We start from the raw sequence: 25,817 nt of genomic DNA, 5'->3' as shown, positions 1-25,817 counted from the left end.
AAACTTTCACTGGAGCCACCAGAATCCATCCTCGCAGAGCGCCCATTCGAGGCGCTCGTCGATCCAGAGGACCTGCTCAGTGAACTGCGGCCACGCGCCGTCGTCGTCGACGGGCCAGCCGGCGATCAGCATGTGAGGTCGGCTCGCGTGGCGGCTCGGCCAGAATTCCCACCTCGCCATCGTCCGCTGGGGGATCCGCATGTCGATCTCATCTGGGCGAGGGCGCCAGCCGGTCTGCAGGCGCTCCAGCAGGCGGGCCATCTCGGGCGTTATTCGTCGATCCCCTCGATCGGGATCTCGTCGCCCCGCTGCTCGCCCAGCATATAGAGCCGGTGCGCGGAACGAGCGAAGCGGCCATTTCGGTCGAACCAGTGGATCGCCGCGGTGCAGATGTCCTCGCCGTCGTCGTAGTCAGGGTGCTTCCGCGCCTGGCCCTTGATGACCAGTTTGAACTCCTTGCCGACGCGGCGGACCTGCGTCGTCCAGTTCTCGATTGTCGGCGCGCGGAGCTGCTCGAACGCGCTCGGCGTCTCACCGAGGGTGAAGCTCTCGAGATCGCGCGCCAGGTCTTGCTTCCAACCACTATTCGACATCGTCAGTGCCTCATCTGGCAGGCGTCGCGGGCTTCCAAAGTTGCCGCGACGATCTTCTGCAGCGCTCGCATCGAGAACCCGCGGGCCTCCCAGGCCTTCGCCATGACGCGCAGCTCGTCGGGCGCAAACGGCGCCACGCTACCGGCCCACTCGTCGCCGTCCTCGGTGAGCATGTCGTCGACGATCGACGCCGCCAGCAGGGGCAGGTCGACGAGCCGCGGGGAGGGCACGCGCACGATGCGGAATCTGTCGCGGATGTGCTCCGGCAGCCCGCTGACGTCGTTGGCGGTGGCCAAGTACGACACCATGGACAGATCAAATTCACAGTCGGTCGACTGATCCCGCATGAATTTAGATGTCTCCTTGTCGAGGTACCCCGTGATCGAGTTGACCAGCCCGCCATGATGGTTGGACTTGGCTTTGTCGATCTCGTCGACGAACACCACGGGGTTGGCCGTCCGGCTCGCGAGCACGGCGCGAGCGGGCACGGATGCTTCGGTGTTCGACCAGCCTTTAGAGGTACCCGCGAACTGGCCGTCACTACTGGATGCACCGTCATATCTTTGCACGTAAAGATTGAGATAGGCCGAAAACTTCCTCACAATCCGAGACTTGGAAACGCCGGGAGACCCGACTAGCAGCATGGGCTTGACGAGCACCGCCTCGCCTTCGCGCAGGTCGCGAAACAGCATCGACAGCGCGGTGGCTGCGTGCGGGAATTCTTGCGCCAGGCGCCTCCGCGCCTCGTCGAGGTTGCGAGCGCAGACGAGCGGCAGCGGCTTGTCGAGGATCTCGGCGAACGGCTTGTTGTGGTTGTTCAGCTTCGTAGCTCTGGACGCCGGCATCACGACCAGCGTCGGGCCTGGATACGCGGACCGAAACCACTGGGCCGTGTCGACCTCGCTCGCCGGCGACTCCAAGGCGGGCTCTTTGATGATAGCTCCGGATAGCATGGCCGCCGCGATCGCGAACGGCGAGCGCTTTTCGTGGGCGAAGGCGCCGGCGCCGCACTGCCACCAATAGCGAAGCCGGTCGCGGCAGTCGCCGTCGTCGTCGGCATCGAGGTCGGCGGCATCTAGCGCGTACTGGAGCTGCGGCAGCACGCTGCGGAAGCTTGCCGGGTGGGTCGCGCGGCATGTCATCATCGACCAGGCCAGCGCCAGCTCGCCGTCCTTCCGGTTGCCGCGCGAGTAGAGCGCCTCGATGGTCTCGCGGATCTCCTCCTGCACGGCGACGCGGTCGCCGCATTTGTCCAGCAGGCGCTGCGCGCGCTCGGCGCCGATGACCTCCTCGGAGAGTTGATGCAGGATTCCGAATGCGTCATCCCAGCGTCCGACGAGCAACAAAGACAGGGCAGGGTGCCCCGACGTCGGCGGCGGCCGCCGGCCGCCCTCGGCTCGGTCTTCGGCGATCAGGCGCAGCAGATCGGCGGTGTTGGAGCGCTTCTTGCCCCTCGACGAATCCTTGGAAGCCATGTTATCACCCGCGCCAAGTCGCCACCATTGGCTATCTTTGTGCGCACAAAGATGCACTAAAAGCAAGGATTTGGCCTGATCATGGTTACTGGATTCCCAAAGAACAGGAAGCTGCGCCGTAAGCCAGGACCGTCCGCCCGTGACGACGGGGAGAACCGCTCGGAGCGCATCACGCTGCGGGCCCACGACGACCTGCTCAAGCTGCTGTCGCTGCGCGCCGATGAGTCCGGCGTCTCCCGGTCGCACTACATCGAGCGGCTGCTGATCCGCTGGCTGACCGCCGACCCGCGCAACCCGCAGCTCGACGCCATGGGCCGCGTCAAGCCGGGCCCAACCCCCTATGAAATGAGATCGCGGGATCCGCTCCGGACCGCCGACCGCTGGCAGAGGTTTTCCACAGCTCATGAGCTGCTGTTCGGCATGGCGCCACCGCGTGATTGGTTCGAGGAAGCCGAATCCTACTGGCCAGCGCCTGTCGGCGGCCACCTCGAGCAGGACGGCGAGGCGACCGATCCTGCCGACGCGCCCATCGACAACTCGCACCGTCTCAAGAAGAAGTAGGCGCGCTCACAATTCGAGATCTTGATGTTACAAGACTCTAATTGTCGTTCGAGAAATCGACGCCGTTACAGTCGGTTGACCTTTCGCGCACCATCGACTGATGCCCCCATATCGACGTTGCTAGACTAGAAACGTCTGCCTCCAACAATTCGAGTCTAGAAACGTGGCCCGGGCCACGAACCGAGTCCGGACCCGGACTCGTCTGCGCGTTCCGACCGTGGCTCCGGGGCCTAGGTGGGCGGCGCCGGCGGCCCCCAGCAGGATTCGTGGGCTGTCTGCCACAGTCTGCCGTAAGGCATTGCCGCTTGCGGGCGTCCGGTCTATTGCTGTTCCCTGGATAGCTCGCATGAACCTGGACACCGCACCAGATTTCGAATCCTTGACGCATGCCCCGGCGCCCGCCAGCAAGGCGAAGAAGCGTCGTGGTCCTAAGCTGCGCCCCGTCAACCTGACGAAGCGCAAGCAGGACGCCGAGCACCAGGCCAAGGTCGCCCGTGCCGAGGAGAGCCGCCAGGCCGATCTCGCATCGGCAACCAGCCCTGCGCTCCGTCGCCTCATCGAGATGGGCGAGCCGACGGACTGGGCGGGCAATCCAATCGAGGCGCCCCGGCGCAACATCGGATCAGAGCAGGGCGTGCTGGTCCTCAAGCGGGTCATGCTCGCCGCCACCATCCACCCGGACGACCGCGACCGCTTCACCGACGCCCAGCTGGCGCAGGTGATCGACGACAGCACGGAGGAGGTCGCGCTCGAAGCCGACTTCTATCGCCACGTCGACCGGATTCCTGACAGCATCCATCGGCACATGCTGGCCTTCCAAACCGAAAGCCAGGAGAAGGCGCAGGCCCAGTTCGAGGCGAAGAAGCAGAAGAACGCCGACAAGCAGCAGCGCCGCGCCGAGCGCCATATGAAGGGTCTCGCGAAGCAGGGCACCAAGGTAGAGGCCGAGGCCGTTGTCGTCGACGAGGCCGAGAAGGCGGCTGCCCGCAAGAAGGCCGAGGAGTTCGCCGCCAAAGCCCGCGAGCAGGCCGCCGAGAGCGCCGATCGCATGGAGCACGGCTTCCTGCTCGCCAAGCCCGGCGTTTACGCCGGCGACCATTACGACCCGTTCCACGAATTCCTCGGCAAGGGCGTGCTGCGCAGCCACCTGTCGCCGTCGTTCGCCCGCTTCGCGCAGATCGTGCCGCGCCGCGGCCGCATCCGCGCTGGCTATGACAAGGGTGCGCTGTTCTCTACAGCGACGAAGTTGATCGCGCTCGATTGCCCGTACGTCGAACTGGACACCACGCGCCACTGCTGCATCGTCGTCGAGTTCGACACCGTGTGGGCGTCCGCCGCGGCATTCCGCCTCGCGCTGCTGCAGCACCTGCCGGCCCAGATGCTGCCGAACCTCATCGTCGGCAGGATCACCCGCAGCGGGCAGTTCGCGCGGCCGCACTGCATCTGGTTTCTCAATCCCTACGTGGTTGACCCGAAGGACGGTACAGTCCGCGACGCCTGCGTCTGGAACGAGCCCTATCGCGAGACGACCGACCCGACGACGGGCGAGGTCAAGATCTACGGCGACAAGCGCTGCCGCAAGGGCCCGATCGAGAAGTATCACGCCGTACAGCGCGGTCTCGTCGCCCGTCTGCTGCCGCTCGGCGCCGACCCTGGCTGCTGGAACATCTTCAAACCCAAGAACCCGCTTTCGCCTTTTTGGACGACTTTGCTCGCGAATGAGGACCACTGGAGCGAGCTGGACGACTTCATCGCCATCCCGAAGTTCTCGATGAAGGTCGACGAGGCGGATCTTGCCAGGCGCGGCGCCGAGATGCGCGCCGACGCCGCCAAAAATGACGGCGAGATCCTGACGCCCTCGAACCTGATGTGGGCGACGATCGGCGTGACTATCGAGCCTTTGGTCGCCAAGATGCTCCGCATCCGCGATCTCTCCTTCCTGGATGCCGCGCGTGATGGAGTCGAAACGCTGACGCAGTGGTTCGACGACCGCATCCGTCCCAACGTCGAGGCCGAGATCACCGCCAGCGCGTCTTTGGACCGAGTCCTTGAGGGGCGCTGCGCCTTCGCCGCCCGCTACTGCATCGACAAGCTCAACAGGAGCCGCAGCCGCATCGCGATCAACCGCGGTCGCGACGACGATCTCAAGGTCGTGCCTATCCTCGATGCCGACGGCAACGAGCGCCTGATGACGCCGGAAGAGCGCATCAAGAAGCGGGGCGTGCGCTCCGGCGCCACGCGCTCCGCCGTCGCCCTCTGGAAGATGTGCGAGCAGCTCTCCGTGACCGGCCTGGTCGCCGACGAGATGACCGCCCGGAAGACCGAGATCATCAAGGGCCTGGACTTCGTCGGCAAGAGCTTCGCCTACGACAACTGGGACAGGGCCATCGACCTGATCTTCAACAGCCCGGCGCCTGTTCCGCGGCCCAGGGCTTCGCGGTCCCGGGATTCCGCGAACATGTACAAAGATAAAAAGCACACCCTCTCTCCAGATCAGACCATCGAGCATTCCTCCTCGACTCTGACTACGGGCGCCTTCGAGGCCTTTCCGGCTCCGGCGAACCCGGTCCAATCCATCGAACCTCCCTGGCTTGACCCTGTCGACGGACCTTCGGAGGCCAAATCGCTGGATCATCGTCGGTCTGCCATGCCTGCGGCGCTCGGCAACATGCTCTGCGATGCGGTCGTCTGCCCCGATGCTGAGCCGGTCGGATCCTGATCGCATTCTTCTGGAGCCCGACGGAGCCTTCGGCCTCCATGTCGTCGAAGGCCTCCGGGCCCCGGGCTGCAGGGCCTGCGGACCGCCGATGCGAAGTCTCTGTCCACGTCGTTCGATCTGTTGATTCTTGCTGAGCTGGCCTGGATAACCAAGGCTTAGCGGATCGGTCGACCCGGTCGGAACGATGGAGAGAGCATGGCGAAGCTCAGACGGCAACTGACGCAAGCGGACGCCGACCGGATCGCGGAGATGGACGAGGCCCGGGGCGCGTATTTCCAGCGTGACCCGGACAGGCCGGACAACCTGTTCGTGAAACTTCGTCGACGGCGCCAGCCGCTCGAACTCAAAAAGGCGCAGCAGCGTCTGCGGACGGCCCGGTGGCGCAGCGAGATGGACAGGCGCAAGGCTCCCACGACCACAGACGTCGGCCTGGCGCTGGCGACGGCGCTGGCGACCTCGTCTTGGTCGGACATGCTGACCCCGGCGGACTACGACCTCCTGAGGCGGGCGCTGGCCGACTTGCAGGCGCGCGGCTTCAGCATCGAAGAAACCAAGAAGACCATGCGCCGTCTGCGCATCAGGATGGTCGATCCGGGCGACCGGCAAGGCGAAGAGTCCGAAGGCTGCGGGCCGCCGATCTGGCAGGACGACGGGCGCAAGCTGCCGTTCTGAGCGCGAAGCCTCGTCAACAAATCATAGGATTGACTGGCGGAGAGAGTGGGACTCTCTTCCCCTTCGCCGCGATTGCGCGAAAACCCGCGGAAAACAAGGATTCCTAAAAAGCCCGATCGGATTTGCGACCACCGCCGTGTACCACCCGTTACCCGATTCGGGCCGTCAATCTCGACTGATTTCGGGGCCATCCGAGACGTCTCGGACGAGCTGGATCGGCGCCGATCCGGGGTAGCCGGTCCCGTCCAGCACAACAGCCCTTCTTAAGCTTCGCCGTCCATATTTCCCGTGATCGCAGGATCACTCGATCACGGGATCAGGGCGTCACAGGATCAGAGGATCACAGGACAGCCACGAGGGCTCCGAGGAGCGAGCGGATCGGGATGTCGAAACGGAAGAACACCATCAGAGATCTGGTTGGAGACGCGCCGGCGCTTGCGCCCGATCTCGCGTCCGAACGTAGTGGCTTCGATGGGGCGGCGCCGGCGCCCGGCGCCGCCCGGGTCGAGCGCCAATCGCTTCGCCAGTTGTCGGCCCATCCTGGCGAGGCTGCCGCGCCAGCCTCGCCACCGCGTGCCACACTGAAGGAGCGAGCGCACCAGATGTCCCTCTATCTGGAGCCGGCGACCTACGACGCGCTGCGTGAGATCGCGCATCGAGAGAGGACCAAGATGCATGTTCTGCTGCTGCAGGCGGTGGACGAGTTTTTGAAGAGGCGCGTTACGCTGGCGGAATGACAGCTTTCCGTACGTCATCGACCTAGAATACCCTGCTTTCGCGGGTTTGGTCAGCGCCCCGATTACTCCGGCCAGGCGCCGTCGTCTTGACGTCTGCGAATCCCCGCGAGGGTGTGATTTCCGAGGATCTGCAGGTCGACATCCACGCAAAGCCAGGTTTTGGTACTCGCGCGATCCGCCGCCGAGGTCGGATCCGAGGACGCCGCCGGCGATCTCTACGACAGCCGACACTCCTGGACGTCCAGAACGACGATGCCCGCCGCAGCGCCCGAACTGCCGGTCTCAAAAACCTCTGAAGTATGCGGATCGTCGCCGGGGAGCCGAAAACGCCCGGAGAAGGCGGATATTGCCTCTCTGACCCGAGCGATGTTCGGATAGTGTGGCACGCAAACGACGTATCCCTTCGCGCCGCCCCCTTCATGGGCGGGAAGAAAGCTCAAAAACTCGCGCAGACGAGAAACGTCGCCACCGACATGTTTCGATGCAGTCCAAAGTTTGAATTCGACCAGCGCCTCGATGTCGTCGGGATTCCTTGCCTCCGACCGTAGGCATACCAGGTCGACCAGGAAATTGCGGCTCAAATGCTCAAACCGCGAGCGATCGAAATTCAAATGAGCGCAGTCGCGTGCCGGAAATTCGACGCGCACGATGCGCCCCGTTTGCTGCCAAATATAGAGCGCGCAGAGGTGTTGAACGAAGGATTCCGGAGGAGGTGCATTCGTCCTCGACATGCCGGCATATTGCATGATCGCCGATTTCGTCGAAGCGAGCAGAAGGCTCTTCGAGATCTGGTGCATGGCTCATCCGGGCCCGCGGAGCGGTCGGAAGGAGCTTGCTCGGCCCGGTGCCATCGCTTCGCTAGAACTGCCGCTCGGCACGGGCTTCCTCATAGGCGGCGTTGATCAACTTCGACTGCAGCTCCGCGGCGGCCCTGATCCGGGCGCCCAACATTGCGACGTTGTCCGGATGGTTTTCCTTGAGCTGCTTGCGGTACGCCGATTTGATCTCGGCGATCGGAGCGTCGCGCGGGACCTGCAGAACTTCCGGCCATGGCGGCACGGCCTCGGTCGGATCTTCCCGGTCCCCGTAATCGTCTCCCGTCCGGCCGTTCGCAGCATCATTGTCATCGGACGAGGAGTCTCCTTCAAGATGCGGCGGCTGCGCTCCATCGGGAAGGAATTCCTCATACCCCGTATCCACCGACCATCGATACCGCAAATCGCTCCACTGGTCGAAGGGCGTCCGGTCGAGGCTCGAGGCCAGGGATTCCTTCGCAATAAGCCAATGGACCAGGAACGCGACGTATCCCGCCCCGACACCTAAGACGAGCGGGCCGAGATTGACCGGTGGATCGACCAACAAGACCGACTGGAGCCAGTGCAGCCGGCCCGGCACAAGAAGGCCCAGCGCGAAGGCCGGCACGACGTAGAGCGCAGCCCGTCTGATCGCGATGGCCAGGCTCTGTCGCTTCACCCACCTCGCCACCTCCGACTCCCAGGGCGGGAAGGTGACGATCACGGCGCGCTTGACGAAATCGATCGACTGCTCGGCCCGATCAATCAGATCTTTCGTCTCGTCGATCTCTTGATTCAACCGGCGGCCCAGAGCAGAATTCTCCCGGAAGCGCTGATAGTCGCTTCCCTTCGTGAGATCGATTCCGGCTTCGTGCCCCTGCGCAAAGAGCTCTTCTCGTCTTTGCATCAGCGCAGCGCGAGTTGCCAACAGGTCGATAACTTCACGGCGGAATTCGTCGTTATCGTACTCCTCGGCCCTAGGAATGGCGGGACTTTCCCTCTGGACCAAAGCGAAGTACGAAACGAATGCGATGAGCGGCGCTCCGAAAACGGCGACCGTCACCGCGACCTTGAAGAGAAAGAAGGCGGCAACCACGACTACGACGGCAGCGAAGGCCATCAGCTCGAACGCACCGCCGTCCTTGCTTTTCCTGGGCATGGCGCTACCTGGGGCCCGACAGGGCCCCGAAGACGGCGAACAGCAAGAGCACCCAGAAACCGGCGCTGTATACGAACGTCATGATAGGACTGCGGGCGTGCCGCGTATCCGAAACAACGGAGCTGAACGTGCCGGTGGGAAACATGTAGATGAACCATTGGATGACCGCACCGGGTATCAAGAGATACTTCCAAGGTCTATCCAGCTTAAGCCCGGCGGTGTTCTCGCGGCTCCATAACATTTTGGTATCGCTTCCGTCCCGAAAGTCGCGCGATTTGAGGAGTTGCAAGCCGGCGCCACTTCAATGTCCGCGATTTTCGCGGAGTCGCCCAGAAAATTCAAGGGGTAACGCGGTGCGAGGCTTTCGAGATGGTACCACCAGGGTACTGGATCGGCGGACGGCAGGCGATGTCGCTTTCCGTTTCAAGCAATGGAGTGGAAAGAACAAGAAGAAGACGGGGCGAACCCTCGATGGTCGGACATGGGATCACTGGCCGAAGCCGAAACGCCGTGAGAGGCGGTCGGTGCGAACCGTTATGGCAAACGCCATGTGAACAAGCGCACAATTTGCGGCAGCTCTGCGCCCGCCTTCGCGTCGAGACGGTTCGTGCTAGTCATCAGGAGGCCGAGACAGAGACGGCCCGCCTTGACAGCCACGACCATTTCCGACCGGCAAACCTTCATCCGCGCCAACACCCGACTGCGGTCGGTGCCGTTAGTGCCGGAAATCGCTATCTTCCTCGCCGATGAATCGTTGCCTATCTGGCAGCAGACCGAGGACGAGCTGAACGAGGCTGGCCTCCCCCCGCCCTTCTGGGCCTTTGCCTGGGCAGGCGGCCAAGCCCTGGCGCGCTACGTGCTCGATCATCCCGATACCGTGCGGGACCGGCATGTGCTCGATATCGCTTCTGGCTCCGGACTCGTCGGCATCGCGGCGAAGAAGGCTGGCGCGGTCGGGGTGACCGTGTCCGACATCGACGCCTTCGCGATCGCGGCGGCCGAACTCAATGCGGAGGTCAACCAGGTCCACCTCACGTCGTGCGGCGAGGACGTGCTCGACACTCAACCAAACGGCCGATGGCAGACCATCCTCGCGGGCGACATTTTCTATGAGGGGGACACCGCGACGCGTGCCTTTGCATTTCTGGCCGACCATGCGCGCGCCGGTGCGACTATCTTGATCGGCGATCCCGGGCGCACTTTCCTTCCGAAGGCAAAGCTTGTCCGACTCGCCGACTATCGCGTACCGGTGACCCGCGATCTAGAAGACGCCGAGATCAAGCATACGGCGGTTTGGACCATCTCGCCGGATTGTCTGTAAGTTGCATTAGCCGGCGTTAGTCGTGCTCTCGATGAACAGGCGCGCAACAGCTCAAGCACCATCAGAAGCTCGGCGAAGCGCCGACGTTGGCCTCAGCGCCTTTTCGCCTGCGAGTACGACTGTATTTCTTCTTGCCCTCGACGTTCGGAGCGCGAGACGCGAAGGGTCAGAGTCCACAGTAAACACTTGTCATAGCGAGCAAATCTCGCCCCGCCTTCGCATCATGGAACAAAATGCCGGAACTTGGGTTAAGTTCATTCCGTTCCCTATGCGCAAATCCGCATCCCAGAAAAGTCTACTGACCACCGGCATTTGCTTGCCATAAGCTCTGAGTCAAGAAGGCATCACCCAGTGACCGAGTTGGATGACGGCTATCTTGAAGAGTGTGCCGCAGAGCCCATTAAGATCCCGGGAGCAATTCAGCCTCACGGCGCGCTTTTGGTGGTCGAACCTGAAACCCTGAAGATATTGCAACAGAGCGCGAACGCTCGCCGACTGCTTGGGTTCGATGTCCGCAATGACGCGTTGCTCTCTGCTTATGAGGAAGCGACCACGCTTTGCGAGGAAATCCGTGGGTGGTTGTCGGGAGGCGAAAACACGCTTTTCTACCTGGTTGCAGTCGGATCGCAGCAGCTTCAGCTCACCGCCCACCGCAGCCCCCAAGGACTCTTGTTGGAATTCGAACCACCGCCGCGGCCAGGCGAGTCGACGCTGGATGGTCTTTACCCGCGGTTGCGGGACTTTCTGGACCGCATATCCGGTGCCCACGATATTATTAGCATCGCTGAGGAGGTGGCCCGCGAGGTGCGGGCAATCACCCATTTTGATCGAGTTCTCCTTTACAGCTTCGACGGTAACGGCGACGGCACGGTTTTGGCCGAAGACACGAATAAAATTCTTCCTTCCTACCTCGGCCTTCGATTTCCCGCATCCGATATTCCCGCTCAAGCGCGGGAGCTCTATCGCCTGAACAGGATCCGGCTCATTCCTGACGCCAGCTACGATCCGGTCGAGATCGAACCCTCGATCAGTCCCCTCAACGGACTGCCGCTTGACCTGTCGCAGGTGGCGCTGCGCAGCGTTTCGCCCGTTCATCTCGAATACATGCGCAACATGGAGACGGCGTCGTCGATGTCGATGTCAATCATCGTCGACGGTGCGTTGTGGGGGCTCATCTCCGGGCATAGCCGCGCCTCTCGGATGGTCAACGCGCAGATCCGCACCGCATGCGACATCCTCGCTCAAGTCGTGTCGCTGCAGATTGGCTCGCGCCTGAAGGCAAGCAGTGCCGCGGAACGCCTTGAGCTGAAGAGCGTGGAGACGTCGCTGCTCAGCAAGCTTTCGGTCGCGACTTCGTTTCAGCGCGGGCTGGTAAACAATCCGCACGAATGGCTGCGGCTTGTGGATGCGGAAGGCGCTGCAGTTGTCGTGCAGGGCGGCATACTGACGACCGGTCAGACGCCGAGCGAGCGCCAGATACGTGATCTGGCGACGTGGCTCTTCGAGGCCGGGCACGACGTATTGGAAACGAATTCGCTGGCTTCGATATGGTCGGGCGGCGAGTTCTTGAGCGAAAAAGCCAGTGGTGTGCTGGCGGTCTCCATCTCGCAGATCCGGGGCGATTACATCATCTGGTTCAGGCCCGAAGTCGTCAAGACGGTTGCTTGGGGAGGCGATCCCAACAAGCCTATGGAGAGCGGGGCCGGCCGGCTTCATCCGCGCAAGTCTTTCGACCTTTGGAAACAGCTTGTCCGTCAGCAGTCGAAGCCGTGGACTTCGGCAGAAGTGGAGAGCGCGCTCGGCTTCCGCGCGTCGATTCAGACTCTTGTGCTGAAGGCTGCGGAGGAGCGTGCTGAACTCACGGACCGGCTGGAAGCCGCCAACAAGGAGCTGGAGTCGTTTTCCTATTCGATTTCGCACGATCTGCGTGCCCCTTTCCGGCACATCGTCGGTTTCGCAGAACTTCTGTCGGACAAGGAGAAAGGGCTCGATCAAAAGTCGCGTCACTACATCGAAACAATTAGGGGCGCCGCCATCTCGGCAGGAAGGCTCGTCGACGACCTTTTGCATTTTTCCCAACTCGGGCGCTCTCAGCTTCTCAAGTCGAACGTCGATGTCGCCAAGATTGTCAACGAATTGAGGCATTCGTTGCGGACGGAGACCGAGGGGCGAAACATCGAATGGCAGGTAGGGGCGCTTCCAATAGGCTATGGCGACCCCGCCATGCTTCGTCAGGTGCTTCAGAACCTGCTTCACAACGCCATCAAGTATACGGCGCCGCGGGACGCGGCCATCATCACCATCTCAGGCCACGAAGACGCGAACAGCACGACTTATATCGTCGCTGACAACGGCGTCGGCTTCGAGATGAAGTACGTCGACAAGCTTTTTGGCGTCTTTCAGCGCCTTCATAGGGCCGAGGAATTCGAGGGGACTGGCATCGGATTGGCCTTGGCCAAGCGCATCGTCGACCGCCACGGCGGCTCAATTAGCGCCGAAGGCAAGGTAGGGGCCGGCGCCTCCCTCACTTTCACCTTGCCGCGCCCCAAAGATTTGAAGAAGAGGAGCTCTTAATTGCCGGACCTCAGACCGATTCTGCTTGTTGAAGACAACCCGCGAGACCTCGAGCTGACGCTGGCGGCGCTTGCGAAGTGCCAGTTGGCTAACGAGATCGTCATTGCTCGCGACGGAGCCGAAGCGCTCGATTACCTGGCCGCGAGAGGCAGCTTCGAAGGCAGGCCGCCCGGCGATCCGGCCGTTGTGCTGCTCGATCTAAAGCTTCCCAAAATCGACGGGCTGCAGGTTCTCGAAAAGGTCAAGAATGACCGCCACCAGCGCCAGATCCCCGTCGTGATGCTGACCTCCTCGAGAGAGGAGCGCGATCTGGTGAAGAGCTACGAACTGGGCGTCAACGCCTTTGTCGTGAAGCCCGTGGACTTCAACGCCTTCTTCGAAGCCATCCAGGATCTCGGAATGTTTTGGGCCGTGCTGAACGAGCCGCCTCCCCGCCCCTTCACCAACGAGGCCCAATGATGAAGCAAGAGCCTATCCGCATTCTGCTGCTTGAAGACAGTGAGATCGATGCCGAACTGCTGGCGGCGCATCTATCGAAGGCCCAATTGGGCTTCACACTCGACCGCGTCTACAGCAGACGGGATTTCGTCGCGGCTTTGGAAGGCGGCGGCCATGACATCGTGCTGGCGGACTATTCATTGCCCGATTTCGACGGCCTCTCGGCACTGAACATCTCCACGGTTCTGCAGCCCGATCTTCCCTTCATCTTCGTATCGGGAGTCGTTGGCGAGGAATTTGCCACAAACGCGCTCAAGCGGGGCGCCACTGATTACGTGGTGAAGCGGAATCTCACACGGCTGTCGACAGCGGTAGAGCGTGCGCTCGAACAAGCCCGCCAGCGCGCATCGGCCAAGAAGATCCAAGATGCTTTGGCCCGCAGCGAAGTCAGCGCGCGTCTGGCGATGGAAGCGGCCAAGCTCGGCCTGTGGGACTATGATCCGGCGACGAGAGAGCTCAAGTGGGACGCCAGCGCGAAGGCGATGCTCGGCTGGCCGGTCCAGAAATCGCCGGGTTATCGAGACTATCTTGCCGCCTGTCATCCGGACGACCGCGACCGACTTCATCAGGCTGTCCGCCAGGCGACGAAGTGGTCTCGCGAACACGATGGCACGTTCGGTGCGGAATATCGTATCTTCTCGGACGCCGGCAGCGAGCGTTGGGTAGCCGCCCGCGGTCAGGCATTGTTCGAAGAGAAGGAATTCAAACGCTTTGTCGGGGTCGTGCGCGACATCACCGAGGAACGCAGAGCGAAGAAGGATCTGGAAGACCTCACGACCGACCTGGAACGTCGCGTCGCGGAACGAACCGCGGAGCGAGACAGCCTTTGGCGGCTCAGTCCAGACCTGTTCGCCGTGATCGGACGGGAGGGACGATTGCGGCGCCTCAACCCGGCTTGGAGCACAATGCTCGGGTACGCCGAAGGCACCCTTACGGAGAGCATGTTCGATCTGTTGCTGCCCCCCGAAGAGCGCACCGAGGTGAAGCGACAGCTTGCCGATACGATCCGCGATCGCACCGTCGGTCGCTTCGAAAGCCGTATCCGCCATGCGAACGGCGAATGGCGGTGGGTCACCTGGAATGCGGCGCCGGATGAGGAAGCCATCTATCTCGTTGGACGCGACTGCACCGCCGAAAGAGCGGCAGCGACCGCGCTGGCTGAACGCAACGCCGAACTCGCCCGGCAGATCGAAGAGCGGGAGCGCGTCGAACAGACCCTCCGGCAGATGCAGCGGCTCGAGGCCGTCGGACAGCTCACCGCCGGGGTCGCTCACGATTTCAACAACCTTCTTACGGTCATCCTGGGCAACATTGCTTTCGTGGAGAAGCGGTTCGACAAGCCGGAGCGCGAGCAGGACGTCCGATCGCGCCTCCAATACATGCGGACCGCGGCTGAGCGAGGAGCCACACTTACCGCCCAGTTGCTGGCGTTCTCGCGGCGCCAGAAGCTCGAGCCAAAGCCCGTCGACCTGAATGAAACCGTGACCGGGATGAGCGAGCTTCTGCAGAGCACGATGAAAGGCTCAATCCGGATCGAAACCGTGTTGAAGAGCGACCTAGCCCCAGCACTCGTTGACCCGACCCAGATCGAATTGATCATTCTCAATCTGGCCATCAACGCGCGGGACGCAATGGAGATCGGCGGCGCGCTGACCGTCGAAACCAGTCAGGCGGTCGTCAAAGAACCGCCGGCCAGGCCGGCCGACCCGCCTCCGGGTGATTACGTGGTCCTGACGGTGAGCGACACCGGTACCGGCATTCCTCCACATGTTCTCGACCATGTGTTCGAGCCGTTTTTCACCACAAAGGAGGTCGGAAAAGGTTCAGGCCTTGGATTGCCGCAAGTATTCGGGTTCGCCAAGCAGTCCGGCGGTGGCGTGAAGATCAGGACGGCTACAGGGGAAGGTACCAGCGTTAGCGTCTATCTTCCTCGCGCCGCCAATGTCTCCCAGGCCCCTGGGCAGACGCCGAAAAGCGAGACCGCGTCAGGCCGGGCCTCCGCCAAGACAATCCTTCTGGTCGACGACGACAGCGCCGTTCGCGAGGTGGTCGGCGTGATGCTCGAAGAGCTGGGGTACTCCGTTGTCAGCGTGGGTAGCGGCGCCGCCGCCTTGGATATCCTTGCCGGGCCGGAGCATTTTGACGCTCTGATAGTGGACTACGCCATGCCGGCGATGAGCGGCGTGGAGGTTGCCAAGAAGGCACATGGACTCCGACCGCATCTTCCGACTCTTTTTGCGACCGGCTATGCCGACCTCAAGGCTCTTGAAGAGATCCATCACGCGAGGCTGATAAGGAAGCCGTTTCAGGAGGAAGAGTTGGCGCGCCGGCTCCACGAAGCATTTGCCGAGTTCGACGATCCCAAAATCGTTCGTCTGCGGGGCGCCGGCTAGGTCATGGTCGGCAAAACCTTTCTATCTTGCCTGAGATGCACCTTTGGAGATCGACATGCCGCTGCGGCTGCTGGTGGTGGAAGACGAAAGCTTAATTGCCATGATGATAGAAGACATGGCCGAAGAACTGGGCCACGAAGTCGTTGCCAAGGCGACTAATGTCCCACAAGCAACGAGCTTGATCGACGCTGGCGGATTCGATGTAGCCCTCTTGGACGTCAACCTCGCCGGCGAATTCAGCTATGGTCTGGCCGAGATGCTGCAGACCAGGGACGTCCCATTCTTGTTCACGACAGGCTACGGAGCAGGGATCGAGGAAGAATGGCGAAATTGCAAAATCCTGCAAAAGCCGTTTGCAGAGGATCAGCTCAACGCTGAACTTGTCGCGTTCGAGAAAGGGTGAAGCGGCGCCTTGTCGTGGTATTTGACACGCGCGCCCGGTATGTTTTCGCAGAAATCGTAGTCTGGCGCGGAAAATCTCGGCGTCAGTGGGACTCTCTTCCCCCTTCGCCGCGATTGTGTGAAAATCCGCGGAAAACAAGGATTCATGACCACCCCTGTGTACCACCCGTTCCGCGATTCAGGGTGTCATTCTCAGTCGATTTCGAGGCGCTTCAGGACGCCAATCGATCGTCGCTTGTCGTCCTGGAGAGGGTGAAGTCCAGGCTTTCCCCTTCACGTCGCGAGCGACCCGCAGGGCCCGTCCGACAACAGCCTTGCTTCTGCATCGCACGGCCCGGCGTTCTAAGTCTCTCCTAAGTTAGAGAGCGCAAAGGCGACGAGGAGGCCGACGACAACGAGCAAGCCGGCCAGCTTCTGTTCGCCTTCGACCGCTTCGGGCACCATGGTGTTCACCACCATCGTCAGGAGAGCGCCCGCAGCGACGGCACTCACGGCAGCAACGACCTGAGGGGAAGCTCCGCCAAGGAAAGCCGCTCCCGCGGAAGCAGCAAGCCCGGAGAGGACGGCGATCGTTGCCCAAAGGCCAAAGATGTAGAGCCGGGAGCGACCCGCGGTTCGCATGCCGAGCGCACTGGACAGTCCTTCCGGGAAATTGGACAGGAAGATAGCTGCCAGCATAGCGAGGCTGATGCCTTTCCCGCTCAACAGCCCGAGCCCCAGAACCACGCTTTCCGGAACCCCGTCGAGGAGCGACCCGATTGCGATCGCCAACCCTCCGCCTTGGCCGGCGTTCGCCTGCTGGTCCCCGGACCGTTTACGTGAATGCGCGCCTGCTCGAGAGACCGCCCAATCGGCAAGGGCATACATTGCGGAGCCCGCAACGGCACCGGCGACGATCGGCCAGATCCCGCCTTCCTGATACCCGTCCTCCAACAGGTCGTAGGCCACGGCCGAGATCAGCACGCCGCAACCGAACGACATGATCCCCGCGGTAACGTACCGAGGCATTCTGAGGACGAATGCGACGGCTGCTCCCAGGAGCAGCGATGAGGCACCAAGCAGCCCCCAAAGGCCGGCGGTCAACCAGATCGGCATCGGAGCACCAGCTATGTTTCGCGACCTGGGGGCGGCGAGACCTGGCTTGCGCTCTTCTCCCGCGTCTTACTTGCCTTCTTCACCGCCGAGCGGCGCTTCAGAACCGATGTCAGAGCGCTCGCCATCTTGCGCGCGATCTTACCTGCAGCCATTGCCCGTGCGCCATTTACCAAAGTTCGATCCTCCAATTGCTGCGTAAGCGATGCGACCAGCGGTTCTCGTTGGGATCATGACCCTGAGGCTTTGCCTAGCCTCCGCTTGCGAAGCCGGGGAATAGGGTCATGCCGCCGTCGATGAACAGGGTGGCGCCGGTGACGTAGTCGGCGGCGTCGGAGACGAGCCAGGCGACCGCCTGCGCGATGTCGTCCGGCTCTCCGATGCGCTTGTAGGGCACCAGCGTCATCAGGCTTTCGTACGCTTCCCTCGTCTCCCAGGCGCGCTGATTGATGGGCGTCCGGATGGCGCCGGGTGCGATGCCGTTGACGCGGATGCCGATGGGGGCGACTTCCTGCGCGATGCTTCGCATCATCTGCATCACGCCGCCTTTCGATGCCGCGTAGTTCGCGTGGCCCGCCCACGGAATCTCCTGATGGACCGAACTCATGCAGACGAGCTTGCCGGCCGCGGCCGAGATGTCACCGACGATGCCCCGTCTTTTGAATTCGCGGACTGCCTCCCGGGCACATAGGAACTGGCCGGTGAGATTGACGCCGATCACCTTATTCCACTGATCGATCGTCATCTCATGGAGGGGCGCGTCGCGCTGCAGTCCGGCGTTGTTCACCACGATGTGCAACGTGCCGAAATGATCGATGGCACGGGCGAACATCGACCGGACGTCATCCTCGTTGCTGACGTCCGCCTTGATTGCGATCGCTTTTCTGCCCCGGGCCTCGATTTCATGAACGACTTCTTCGGCTGAGACGGGATCCACGACATAGTTGACGACGACGTCGGCGCCGGCCGCGGCCAGCCCCAGCGCGACCGCGCGGCCGATACCTGAGTTGGCGCCGGTCACCAGCGCAGGCTGCCCTTCCAGGGTCACGGGAAAGCGGGCCTGCGGTCGCAAGCGCTCGCCCGGGCTTGCCGGAGCGGCCGGGTCGGTTGAATTCACTGTCATGGCGGACCTCCTAGTCGGAGCGCGCGGCTTCATCTCCCTCGCTGGGGAGGGCTCTCTTGCTACCGCGGTGCTCCGAGGGTTTTTCGCGGTGGGTGAGGTTGTGGGCGGTATTGACGAGGGCTATGTGAGAAAAGGCCTGCGGAAAGTTTCCGACCAAGCGCCGCCGCGAAATGTCGTATTCTTCCGATAGCAGGCCGACGTCGTTGCGAAGCGCGAGAAGCCGCTCGAACAATTCCTTGGCCTCGGCGTCGCGGCCGATCAGATGGTAGGCGTCCGCCAGCCAGAAGCTGCAGGCCAGGAACATGCCTTCCCCCGGCGGCAGACCATCCTTCGTCGCACCCGTATCGTAACGCCGGACGAAACCGTCCTGGAGCAATTCCCGTTCGATCGCCTGGATCGTCGAGATCACGCGAGGATCCTCGGGTGGCAGAAAGCCCACGGCCGGGATCAGCAGCAAGCTCGCGTCGAGTTGCGGCTCGCCGTAGACCTGGACGAAGGTTTTGCGCTCAAGGTCGTAGCCGCGCCGGCACACCTCGTCGTGGATCGCGGCTCGTTGCGCTTCCCACTCCTCGACGCGGCCCTTCATGCCGAACTCGGCAGCCGACTTGATGGCCCGATCGTAGGCGACCCACGCCATGATCTTGGAATACGTGAAGTGTTTCGCGCCGCCCCGGACCTCCCATATGCCCTCGTCCGGCTGGCTCCAGATGCTCTTGAGATGGTCGAGCAGCGCGCATTGTACTGCCCAGGCGCGCTTGTTCTCGCGGAGACCGCCGCGGCGCGCCTGATATAGGGCGTCCATCAGCTCGCCGTAGACGTCGAGCTGAAGCTGGGTGTGCGCCGCGTTTCCGATCCGGACGGGCTTGGAGTTCTCATATCCGGAGAGCCACGGGACTTCCCACTCGGTCAGCCTGCGTTCGCCGGTGACCGCGTACATGATCTGGAGCTGCCGCGGACTTCCCGCGACGGCGCGGACGAGCCAGTCGCGCCAAGCGCGCGCTTCGTCGAAGAAGCCCGCGCCCACGAGGGCCAGTAGCGTCAAGGTGGCGTCACGTACCCAGCAGAAGCGGTAGTCCCAATTTCTCGAGCCTCCGATCTGCTCCGGCAGCGACGTCGTAGCGGCGGCGACGATGCCGCCGCTCGGCCCGAACGTCAGCGCTTTGAGAGTTATCAGGGATCGCTGGACCGCCTCCGAATATGGCCCTGCCGTCTTGCAGCGGCTGGACCAATTGCGCCAGAAATCCTCTGCCTGTTTCAGAAGAGACGCAGGGTCCTCGGGAGCGGCGGGATCCTGGTAGGATATCTGATGGGAAAGCACGAAAGCCACGGTCTCGCCGCGCGCGACCGAGAACGAGCCCACAGTTTTCATGGCTTCGCCGCGCATCGGCACCGCGGTCCTGAGCAGTAGCATCGACGCGCCCGCGACCATGCTGACCGCTCCGTCCTCAAGGCGGCTGACCCAAGGTACGCTGGTCCCGTAGTCGAAGCGCGCGACAAGTTCGCTGCGCATCTCGACCTCGCCCTCCAGTCCTTCGACGATTCTGACGACCTTCGAGAGATCCGTCTTAGGCGGCATGAGATCGATGAGGCGGACCCGGCCGCAGTCGGTCGTAAAGTTCGTCTCGAGGATCAAGGTGCCCGGTCGGTAGCGTCGTTCGCTGCTCGAGCGAGCCTCGGGGCAAATCTTCCAGTATCCGTTGTGCTCATCGCCGAGTAGCTTCGCGAAGCAGCTGTCCGAATCGAAGCGGGGGACGCAGAGCCAGTCGATTGACCCGTCGCGCCCGACCAGACCCGCAGTCTCACAATCGCCGATCAAGGCGTAGTCTTCGATCCGAGCCATGCTGGGCATCCAACCGGAACGTTTGCCCTCCAGTTCCGCAGATCCCATTGCGGACGTTCATACTTTCGACTGAGGCTAGTGGTCGATGCGCCTTACGGGGAACCCGCGAACCTCTTCGCCCGTTCTCTCAAAATCGGAGGATCTCATGCGTGATAGGCGGAAGAAAACGGAAGGCGGCACCGCCCGCTTCTTCGGCGAGTTTGCTACCCGCACCTCGCAGGCTGCGGGGCGCGCGTCGACCTTCGTGCTCGCGGCCCTGGTGGTCATCATCTGGGCAGTCACCGGTCCGTTGTTCGGCTATTCGGACACGTGGCAGTTGGTCATCAACACCGGCACCACCATCGTCACCTTCCTGATGGTCTTCCTCATTCAGAATTCCCAGAACCGCGACAGCGCAGCCATGCAGGTCAAGCTTGACGAATTGATCCGCGTCGGGACGGCGCGAAACTCCCTTGTCGGTATCGAGCATCTCACGGACGAAGAGATCGAAGACCTGCGGGAGAAATGCGAATCGCGCGCCAAAGCGGAAAAAACGGCGAACGAGCGTGTGAAGACGACCGGACGACGGGCCCGCCGCGCCGCCGAGCAGGCGGCAAGTTAATCGCTGCGGCACCGAAGGGAGTTAGGTACTCGCCGGGCATTCGCGTAGCGAGCCGACGCTGAGTTGAACCGCTGCCTACCGATTTCTCGAATGGTCAGATCGGAGAGTGCGGCAGCATCGGTCACACCGCGCTGATGAAGTTCGAGCATCTTCCTTGCGACGACAGCGCACAAGGGCCCTCGCGATCGACGAGTTCGAGTTTTCGGAGAGCGGCCTTGAAGGCCAACTCGAGAGCGTTCCGCTATTCTGGCGCAATGGTGATGTCCGCGAGCAAGCGCGCAATAGGCATGGTTGTGCTCCACTTGGTGCGGGCGGGAGCGCAATCGGTCTCTCAGCCACCGACGCCTACGGGCAGAGCCTCGGCCAATGATGCTGGAAGTATGTACCTCTGGGACTATACGCGGGCCGTGGAACCCACGGGCCATGGTGATCGTTGCTTGGCCGCGGCAGCAGTAGCGAGGAGTACACGTGAACCGACGCCAGCTTGTTCAAGGGTCGGCGTTACTGCCGGCGATGCTACTCGCCTCGCGCAGCGGCTTCGCCGCTGCGTCGGACGAGACCTTTGGCCCGTCGACGGTGAGGGATCTTGCCCGTGCGATCGCAAGCAAGCCGTTCGAGGCGCCCGACGAGAAGCTGCCGGCCGGGTTGAAAGACCTGGACTACGACCAGTACCGTTCGATCCGCTTTTTGCCTGAGCGGGCCCTTTGGCGTGGCAAGAATCTTCCGTTCGAAGCGCAGTTCTTCCATCGTGGCTTCTTTTACAAGAACAGGGTGAATATCTTCGAGGTCGCGGATGGAAAGGTCGCCGAGATCAAGTACCGCAAGGCGGACTTTTCTTTCGGAGAGAAGGTCCCGGCGTTCGAGGAGACGGATCTCGGGTTCGCAGGCTTCCGCATCCATGCGCCCATAAACCGTCCCGACTATTACGACGAGGTCTGCGTATTCCTGGGCGCGAGTTATTTCCGCGCTGTGGCCAAGGGGCAGACGTACGGGCTCTCCGCCCGCGGACTCTCGATCGATACCGGCGAAGCCAAGGGCGAGGAGTTTCCGCTCTTCAAGGCCTTCTGGCTCGAGCGGCCGGCGTCGGGTGCAACCTCGATGGTCATCCAAGCTCTCCTCGACAGCAAAAGCTGCGCGGCAAGCTACCGCTTCACCGTCCGGCCGGGCGAAACCACGGTGTTCGACGTTGAAATGTCGGTCTATCCGCGCGTCGAAATGCAGCGCGCCGGTCTCGCGCCCATGACCAGCATGTTCTTCTACGGCCCGAACGACCGCAACGACATCGACGACTTCCGTCCGTCGGTCCACGATTCCGACGGCCTGGCGATCTTCAACGGCAAGGGCGAAAGCCTTTGGCGCCCGCTCAGCAATCCGCGCGATCTGCAGATCAGCACCTTTCAGGATCTCAATCCCCGCGGCTTCGGCTTGATGCAACGGGAGCGAAACTTCTTCGCCTACCAGGACATCGAGTCCAGCTTCGAAAAACGCCCAAGTCTCTGGATGGAGCCCATCGGCGATTGGGGCGAGGGCGGGGTCACGCTATTCGAGATCCCGACCAAGGAGGAGGTTCACGACAACATTGCCGCGTTCTGGCGGCCGAAGAACCCCCTGCAGGCCAAGGGCGAACACAACTACACCTATCGGCTGTACTGGGGCCCGGATAGCCCGAAGCCGCATTCGCTGGCGCGCTTCACGCGAAGCGGAATAGGGGCGCGGGGCGAGGATGCCCGCCTCTTCGTCCTCGATCTGGTCGGTGAGAACCTGAAGGGCATCGATCCCGCGGGCGTGAAAGGCGTGGTGACGGCGGAGAAGTCCGAAGTGAAGAACATCGTCACGCAGCCCAATCCCTACACCGGTGGCTGGCGGCTCAGCTTCCAGTGCCAGGTGAAAGGCGAGCCGATCGAGCTGCGCGCGTTTCTGACCGAGGGTGACAAGCCCTTGTCGGAAGTCTGGGTCTACCGATGGGCCCCCTGACCACGGCGACGCGACCGGTCGCCGGCGATATCGCGACGGAGCGCCTGCTGCCTCGCGAGACGCCGCTTCCGATGGCTCCTGGCAACCTCGGGAAGGCCCGGGTCCCCGACCGCGTTCCTGCGGCGGTGGGCTCCGCGATGGCTTGGCGCCGCGGCCTCATTCTGCTCGCGACGGCGGCGCTCACGGGCGCGGGCGGCTACGAGATGTATCGCGTGCTGGAGGTCGGCGGCGTCACCGTACTGGAAGCCATGGTGCTGGTGCTGTTCCTCGTTTTGCTCGCGTGGGTGGCTTTCTCGTTTGCCTCCGCACTCGCCGGGTTCTTCGTGCTGCTGACCCATCCGACCGCGGTAGTTGCGGAGCTGCCTGCGATCGTGAGCCGCACCGCCATGCTGCTTCCCACCTACAACGAGGACCCGCACCGATTGACGGCGCGGCTTCGCGCGATGATCGAATCCTTGGAGGCGACCTCGCACGGGGAGCTGTTCGACTGGTACGTTCTGAGCGACAGCACCGACCCGGACATCTGGGTCGCCGAGGAGAAAGCGTTGCTCGCGCTACGGCAGGCGGTGGGGACGCCGCGACTGTACTATCGCCACCGCGCCGACAACACGGCGCGGAAAGCCGGCAACATCTCCGAGTGGATCACGCGGTTCGGCGCCGTCTACGACTTCATGATCGTGCTCGACGCCGACAGTCTCATGAGCGGACAGACCATCGTCCGGTTGGTCCATGCCATCGAGGCCAATCCGACCGCGGGGCTCGTCCAAACGCTCCCGATGGTGGTCAACGCGCGAAGTTTTTTTAGCCGCGTCCAGCAATTCGCGGGCCGGCTGTACGGGCCGATGATCGCCGCCGGCGTGGCCTGGTGGCACGGCTCGGAAGGCAACTATTGGGGCCACAACGCGATCATCCGCGTGAAGGCGTTCGCGGAAGCGGCGGCGCTGCCGCAGCTTCGGGGACCCAAGCCGTTCGGCGGGCACATCCTCAGCCACGATTTCGTCGAGGCCGCGCTGATGCGGCGGGCGGGGTGGGGTATCTACATGCTGCCGACGCTCGGCGGAAGCTTTGAGGAGGTGCCGCCTTCGCTGCTCGATTTCGCCGCGCGCGACCGGCGCTGGTGTCAGGGCAATCTTCAGCATCTCGCCGTGGTGCCCGCTCGCGGTCTCCATTGGGTATCGCGCCTGCATTTCTTGGTGGGGATCGGGGCCTATCTAACGGCGCCGCTGTGGCTGCTATTCCTGCTGCTGGGGATGCTGATCTCGCTCCAGGCCCGCTTCGTGCGCCCGGAGTATTTTCCCAAGGGCTTCTCCCTCTTTCCGACCTGGCCGGCCCAGGATCCCGTGCTCGCTATTTGGGTGTTCGTCGCCACGATGGGACTGTTGTTGTTGCCGAAGCTGCTCAGTCTGGTCGTCGTTTGGACGCGGAGCCCGGTGAGGCGCCAATTCGGCGGCGCGTTGCGGACCTCGGCCGGAGTTCTCGCGGAGATCGTCATCTCTGCATTGATGGCGCCCGTAATGATGATCTTTCAGTCGATCGCGGTCGTCGAGATTCTGGCCGGCCGCGATGCCGGATGGCAGACGCAAAGACGAGACGACGGCACTGTGGAGCGCCGCGAGCTCTATCGGAAGTACGGCATCCCGACCTTGTGCGGCGTTGCGATGGCCGCAAGCGCCTACGCCGTTTCGTTGCCACTTTTGCTCTGGATGTCGCCGGTGATCGTCGGGCTGCTGTTCGCTGTTCCTATCGGGGCGCTGACGGCCAGGCCGTCGTCCGGCAAACTGTTCGCCACCCCTGAAGACCGGGAGCCGCCTTCAATCCTGCGCCGGGCCAACGAATTGAGTGCGGCGGCGGAGGTCGGCATCAAACCCGCTCTCACGGAGCTTCGCGAAGCCCCCGAGCTGCTGGCCTTTCATGTCGCCCAGTTGCCGCCACCGCGCGCTGCCAGGCCCGATACCGTAGACGCCAACCTGGCGGTCGGACGTGCCAAGGTGGATGCCAGCGAGACGTTCGAGGAAGCCGCCGCGCATCTGTCTTCGCGCGAGGTCTTCTCGATATTGAATGACGCCTCGGCGCTCTCGACCGTGCTGCAGAAGGGATGACCTTACCGAGTGCCTGGCGGACCACGCTCTCGGGGCTCGAGCCAATCCTTGATCCGAGCCGACTTCCCGCGCTCTCGCCTCCGACGTTCGGGAAAATATGGCAATTCTCCTGCCTCTTTCCGGAACCTTGCCATCATCTGCGGGTTCTCGCATGCCGCATCTGGCGGCGAGGAGAACAACATGAACAATCTTCTAGTGACGACGGCCCTGGCCGCGCTGATCTCGACGGGCGCGATGGCGCAGTCGACGGTCGTCACAACCACCGGCACCGGTCACTCGGCCGCCGTGCAGATCGAGCCGGAATACCGCACCAAGATCCGCACCTACGTCACCGAGCACAAGGTTCGTCCGGTGCAGCAGAAGATCGTGGTCGGCCAGCCCGTCCCGCGCGAGGTCGAGCTCGAGGCGGTGCCCGCCGATTGGGGTCCTTCGCTCAGGAAGTACCGCTATGTCTACTCGGGCGAGCGCGTGATGCTGGTCGATCCGTCGACCCGGACGGTCGTCCAGGAGATCGACTGAGCATTCTAGCGGGTCGCTGATCGCAGCGGCCCGCCTCCCATCCGCCGATACCTTGATTTCCCATTTCCGAGCGGCCATCCATGCCGATCATTCGTTATTTCGTCTTCGTCGGCGGGTTCCTGCTGGCGTTGCTCTTCGCTGCGGATCGGTACCTGCCCGCTCCGGTAGAAGCCGCCGCCGTGGCCGACCCCGACAGGACCATCATCCGGATAAAATCGGCGAGGAGCCTTCCGGAGAAAATCGTCTTCGACACCAGCCAGCGCGCCGAGGTACCGATGATCGCGCAGGCCGATCCGATCCCGGAAGAGCTGCCGCGGGAAGTGCGAGAAGCCATGGCCGCCATGCCTGCCGCACCATCCGGCGAGGCCCAGAAGGAAGAGCCGGCCCACGTTGCGGCGGTCCTCACGCATCCGAAGCGGTCGGCAATGCTGCGGAAGCGGACACCCGACCGCCGTCTCGCCTTCGAGCGCGCCGATGCGACTGCCGGCGGATCGTGGTGAGCGGAAAGCCTGGGAGAGGGTCAAAGAAGGGGACCGAAGGAGCAGCTTTGCAGCCGGGTGGGCTGCTCGCACGTGGGGGCCGTTCATGCTTGGGGCGGGGCGGTTAACTTTGTTGAATTCGTCGCAAAGCTATTCCGCGGTAAGCTAACTCTTCCTGCGTTGGGGGTTTCC

The 25,817-nt window shown here is 62.8% G+C and carries 22 protein-coding genes; 14 read left to right on the top strand and 8 right to left on the bottom strand.

Features of this window, described 5'->3' with window-relative positions:
* Positions 1–6: 6 nt before the first annotated feature.
* The 3 genes from XH83_RS27570 to XH83_RS27560 are packed head-to-tail and all read right to left on the bottom strand — an operon-like array spanning position 7 to position 2,125.
* Complete coding sequence (locus XH83_RS27570) at positions 7–261, bottom strand: hypothetical protein (protein ID WP_194403782.1); 255 nt, start codon at positions 259–261, stop codon at positions 7–9.
* Between the two features lie 8 nt (positions 262–269).
* Positions 270–593, bottom strand: coding sequence for a hypothetical protein (locus XH83_RS27565; RefSeq protein ID WP_194403781.1), 324 nt, complete (start codon positions 591–593; stop codon positions 270–272).
* Between the two features lie 2 nt (positions 594–595).
* Positions 596–2,125: an AAA family ATPase gene (locus XH83_RS27560; protein ID WP_246776520.1), complete on the bottom strand. Its 1,530-nt coding sequence runs from the start codon at positions 2,123–2,125 to the stop codon at positions 596–598.
* 24 nt (positions 2,126–2,149) lie between these two features.
* Between XH83_RS27560 and XH83_RS27555 the strand changes: the two genes are divergently transcribed.
* From XH83_RS27555 to XH83_RS27540, 4 genes are all read left to right on the top strand, one after another.
* Positions 2,150–2,629 (top strand): ribbon-helix-helix protein, CopG family, encoded by a 480-nt coding sequence (locus XH83_RS27555; protein ID WP_194403779.1) that lies wholly within the window; start codon positions 2,150–2,152, stop codon positions 2,627–2,629.
* 163 nt (positions 2,630–2,792) lie between these two features.
* Positions 2,793–5,348, top strand: coding sequence for a hypothetical protein (locus XH83_RS27550; protein ID WP_210346988.1), 2,556 nt, complete (start codon positions 2,793–2,795; stop codon positions 5,346–5,348).
* Between the two features lie 195 nt (positions 5,349–5,543).
* Complete coding sequence (locus XH83_RS27545) at positions 5,544–6,020, top strand: hypothetical protein (RefSeq protein ID WP_194403777.1); 477 nt, start codon at positions 5,544–5,546, stop codon at positions 6,018–6,020.
* 383 nt (positions 6,021–6,403) lie between these two features.
* On the top strand, positions 6,404–6,757 hold the full coding sequence (locus tag XH83_RS27540) for a hypothetical protein (RefSeq protein ID WP_194403776.1): 354 nt from the start codon (positions 6,404–6,406) through the stop codon (positions 6,755–6,757).
* Between the two features lie 215 nt (positions 6,758–6,972).
* Here the strand turns inward: XH83_RS27540 and XH83_RS27535 are convergent, their stop codons facing one another.
* Together XH83_RS27535 and XH83_RS27530 are read right to left on the bottom strand one after the other, a co-directional pair.
* Positions 6,973–7,554 (bottom strand): hypothetical protein, encoded by a 582-nt coding sequence (locus tag XH83_RS27535; protein WP_194403775.1) that lies wholly within the window; start codon positions 7,552–7,554, stop codon positions 6,973–6,975.
* 61 nt (positions 7,555–7,615) lie between these two features.
* Entirely contained in the window at positions 7,616–8,710 is a 1,095-nt protein-coding gene (locus tag XH83_RS27530; protein ID WP_210346987.1) for a DnaJ family molecular chaperone, read from the bottom strand.
* Between the two features lie 646 nt (positions 8,711–9,356).
* On the opposite strand from XH83_RS27530, the gene XH83_RS27525 reads away from it, so the two are divergent.
* The 5 genes from XH83_RS27525 to XH83_RS27505 all read left to right on the top strand — a co-directional run bounded on the left by XH83_RS27525 (position 9,357) and on the right by XH83_RS27505 (position 15,899).
* Positions 9,357–10,031: a methyltransferase gene (locus tag XH83_RS27525; RefSeq protein WP_194403774.1), complete on the top strand. Its 675-nt coding sequence runs from the start codon at positions 9,357–9,359 to the stop codon at positions 10,029–10,031.
* A 351-nt stretch (positions 10,032–10,382) separates the two neighbouring features.
* Entirely contained in the window at positions 10,383–12,605 is a 2,223-nt protein-coding gene (locus tag XH83_RS27520; RefSeq protein ID WP_194403773.1) for an ATP-binding protein, read from the top strand.
* Positions 12,606–13,064: a response regulator gene (locus tag XH83_RS27515; protein ID WP_028141937.1), complete on the top strand. Its 459-nt coding sequence runs from the start codon at positions 12,606–12,608 to the stop codon at positions 13,062–13,064.
* On the top strand, positions 13,061–15,496 hold the full coding sequence (locus XH83_RS27510; RefSeq protein WP_194403772.1) for a response regulator: 2,436 nt from the start codon (positions 13,061–13,063) through the stop codon (positions 15,494–15,496). The genes XH83_RS27515 and XH83_RS27510 overlap by 4 nt, the downstream gene beginning before the upstream one ends.
* 55 nt (positions 15,497–15,551) lie before the next feature.
* The gene (locus XH83_RS27505) at positions 15,552–15,899 is read left to right on the top strand and encodes a response regulator (RefSeq protein ID WP_028141938.1); all 348 of its coding nucleotides are present in this window, start codon (positions 15,552–15,554) and stop codon (positions 15,897–15,899) included.
* 341 nt (positions 15,900–16,240) lie between these two features.
* On the opposite strand, the gene XH83_RS27500 is transcribed toward XH83_RS27505, so the two are convergent.
* From XH83_RS27500 to XH83_RS27490, 3 genes are all read right to left on the bottom strand, one after another.
* Entirely contained in the window at positions 16,241–16,993 is a 753-nt protein-coding gene (locus tag XH83_RS27500; protein WP_028141939.1) for a ZIP family metal transporter, read from the bottom strand.
* A gap of 247 nt (positions 16,994–17,240) precedes the next feature.
* Positions 17,241–18,146, bottom strand: coding sequence for a glucose 1-dehydrogenase (locus XH83_RS27495; RefSeq protein ID WP_244429559.1), 906 nt, complete (start codon positions 18,144–18,146; stop codon positions 17,241–17,243).
* On the bottom strand, positions 18,124–19,962 hold the full coding sequence (locus tag XH83_RS27490; RefSeq protein ID WP_194408422.1) for a glycoside hydrolase family 15 protein: 1,839 nt from the start codon (positions 19,960–19,962) through the stop codon (positions 18,124–18,126). The genes XH83_RS27495 and XH83_RS27490 overlap by 23 nt, the downstream gene beginning before the upstream one ends.
* 136 nt (positions 19,963–20,098) lie before the next feature.
* Here XH83_RS27490 and XH83_RS27485 point away from each other — a divergent pair, with 136 nt between their 5' ends.
* The 5 genes from XH83_RS27485 (at position 20,099) to XH83_RS27465 (ending at position 25,646) form a co-directional block, all read left to right on the top strand.
* Entirely contained in the window at positions 20,099–20,554 is a 456-nt protein-coding gene (locus XH83_RS27485; protein WP_028141941.1) for a low affinity iron permease family protein, read from the top strand.
* A gap of 513 nt (positions 20,555–21,067) precedes the next feature.
* On the top strand, positions 21,068–22,528 hold the full coding sequence (locus XH83_RS27480; RefSeq protein ID WP_097664814.1) for a glucan biosynthesis protein G: 1,461 nt from the start codon (positions 21,068–21,070) through the stop codon (positions 22,526–22,528).
* Positions 22,516–24,627: a glucans biosynthesis glucosyltransferase MdoH gene (gene mdoH, locus XH83_RS27475; RefSeq protein WP_194403771.1), complete on the top strand. Its 2,112-nt coding sequence runs from the start codon at positions 22,516–22,518 to the stop codon at positions 24,625–24,627. The genes XH83_RS27480 and mdoH overlap by 13 nt, the downstream gene beginning before the upstream one ends.
* 180 nt (positions 24,628–24,807) lie before the next feature.
* Positions 24,808–25,146, top strand: a complete 339-nt coding sequence (locus XH83_RS27470; protein WP_028141944.1) for a DUF1236 domain-containing protein — start codon at positions 24,808–24,810, stop codon at positions 25,144–25,146.
* Between the two features lie 80 nt (positions 25,147–25,226).
* Positions 25,227–25,646 carry a hypothetical protein gene (locus XH83_RS27465; protein WP_050990942.1) on the top strand — a complete coding sequence of 140 codons (420 nt, stop codon included), beginning with the start codon at positions 25,227–25,229 and terminating at the stop codon, positions 25,644–25,646.
* Positions 25,647–25,817: the final 171 nt, after the last annotated feature.

The sequence above is a fragment of the Bradyrhizobium sp. CCBAU 53351 genome (genome assembly GCF_015291745.1).
Classification (GTDB): domain Bacteria; phylum Pseudomonadota; class Alphaproteobacteria; order Rhizobiales; family Xanthobacteraceae; genus Bradyrhizobium.
The sequence above is the reverse complement of the archived record's forward strand: the minus strand, read 5'-3'. Positions and strand labels throughout refer to the sequence as shown.

Bases quoted from the DNA above. Each gene is read 5' to 3' on its own strand.
- XH83_RS27570 (WP_194403782.1), bottom strand. From the start codon at position 261: ATGGCCCGCCTGCTGGAGCGCCTGCAGACCGGCTGGCGCCCTCGCCCA.
- XH83_RS27565 (WP_194403781.1), bottom strand. From the start codon at position 593: ATGTCGAATAGTGGTTGGAAGCAAGACCTGGCGCGCGATCTCGAGAGC.
- XH83_RS27555 (WP_194403779.1), top strand. From the start codon at position 2,150: ATGGTTACTGGATTCCCAAAGAACAGGAAGCTGCGCCGTAAGCCAGGA.
- XH83_RS27545 (WP_194403777.1), top strand. From the start codon at position 5,544: ATGGCGAAGCTCAGACGGCAACTGACGCAAGCGGACGCCGACCGGATC.
- XH83_RS27540 (WP_194403776.1), top strand. From the start codon at position 6,404: ATGTCGAAACGGAAGAACACCATCAGAGATCTGGTTGGAGACGCGCCG.
- XH83_RS27535 (WP_194403775.1), bottom strand. From the start codon at position 7,554: ATGCACCAGATCTCGAAGAGCCTTCTGCTCGCTTCGACGAAATCGGCG.
- XH83_RS27530 (WP_210346987.1), bottom strand. From the start codon at position 8,710: ATGCCCAGGAAAAGCAAGGACGGCGGTGCGTTCGAGCTGATGGCCTTC.
- XH83_RS27510 (WP_194403772.1), top strand. From the start codon at position 13,061: ATGATGAAGCAAGAGCCTATCCGCATTCTGCTGCTTGAAGACAGTGAG.
- XH83_RS27505 (WP_028141938.1), top strand. From the start codon at position 15,552: ATGCCGCTGCGGCTGCTGGTGGTGGAAGACGAAAGCTTAATTGCCATG.
- XH83_RS27500 (WP_028141939.1), bottom strand. From the start codon at position 16,993: ATGCCGATCTGGTTGACCGCCGGCCTTTGGGGGCTGCTTGGTGCCTCA.
- XH83_RS27495 (WP_244429559.1), bottom strand. From the start codon at position 18,146: ATGAAGCCGCGCGCTCCGACTAGGAGGTCCGCCATGACAGTGAATTCA.
- XH83_RS27490 (WP_194408422.1), bottom strand. From the start codon at position 19,962: ATGCCCAGCATGGCTCGGATCGAAGACTACGCCTTGATCGGCGATTGT.
- XH83_RS27485 (WP_028141941.1), top strand. From the start codon at position 20,099: ATGCGTGATAGGCGGAAGAAAACGGAAGGCGGCACCGCCCGCTTCTTC.
- XH83_RS27480 (WP_097664814.1), top strand. From the start codon at position 21,068: ATGCTACTCGCCTCGCGCAGCGGCTTCGCCGCTGCGTCGGACGAGACC.
- mdoH (WP_194403771.1), top strand. From the start codon at position 22,516: ATGGGCCCCCTGACCACGGCGACGCGACCGGTCGCCGGCGATATCGCG.
- XH83_RS27470 (WP_028141944.1), top strand. From the start codon at position 24,808: ATGAACAATCTTCTAGTGACGACGGCCCTGGCCGCGCTGATCTCGACG.
- XH83_RS27465 (WP_050990942.1), top strand. From the start codon at position 25,227: ATGCCGATCATTCGTTATTTCGTCTTCGTCGGCGGGTTCCTGCTGGCG.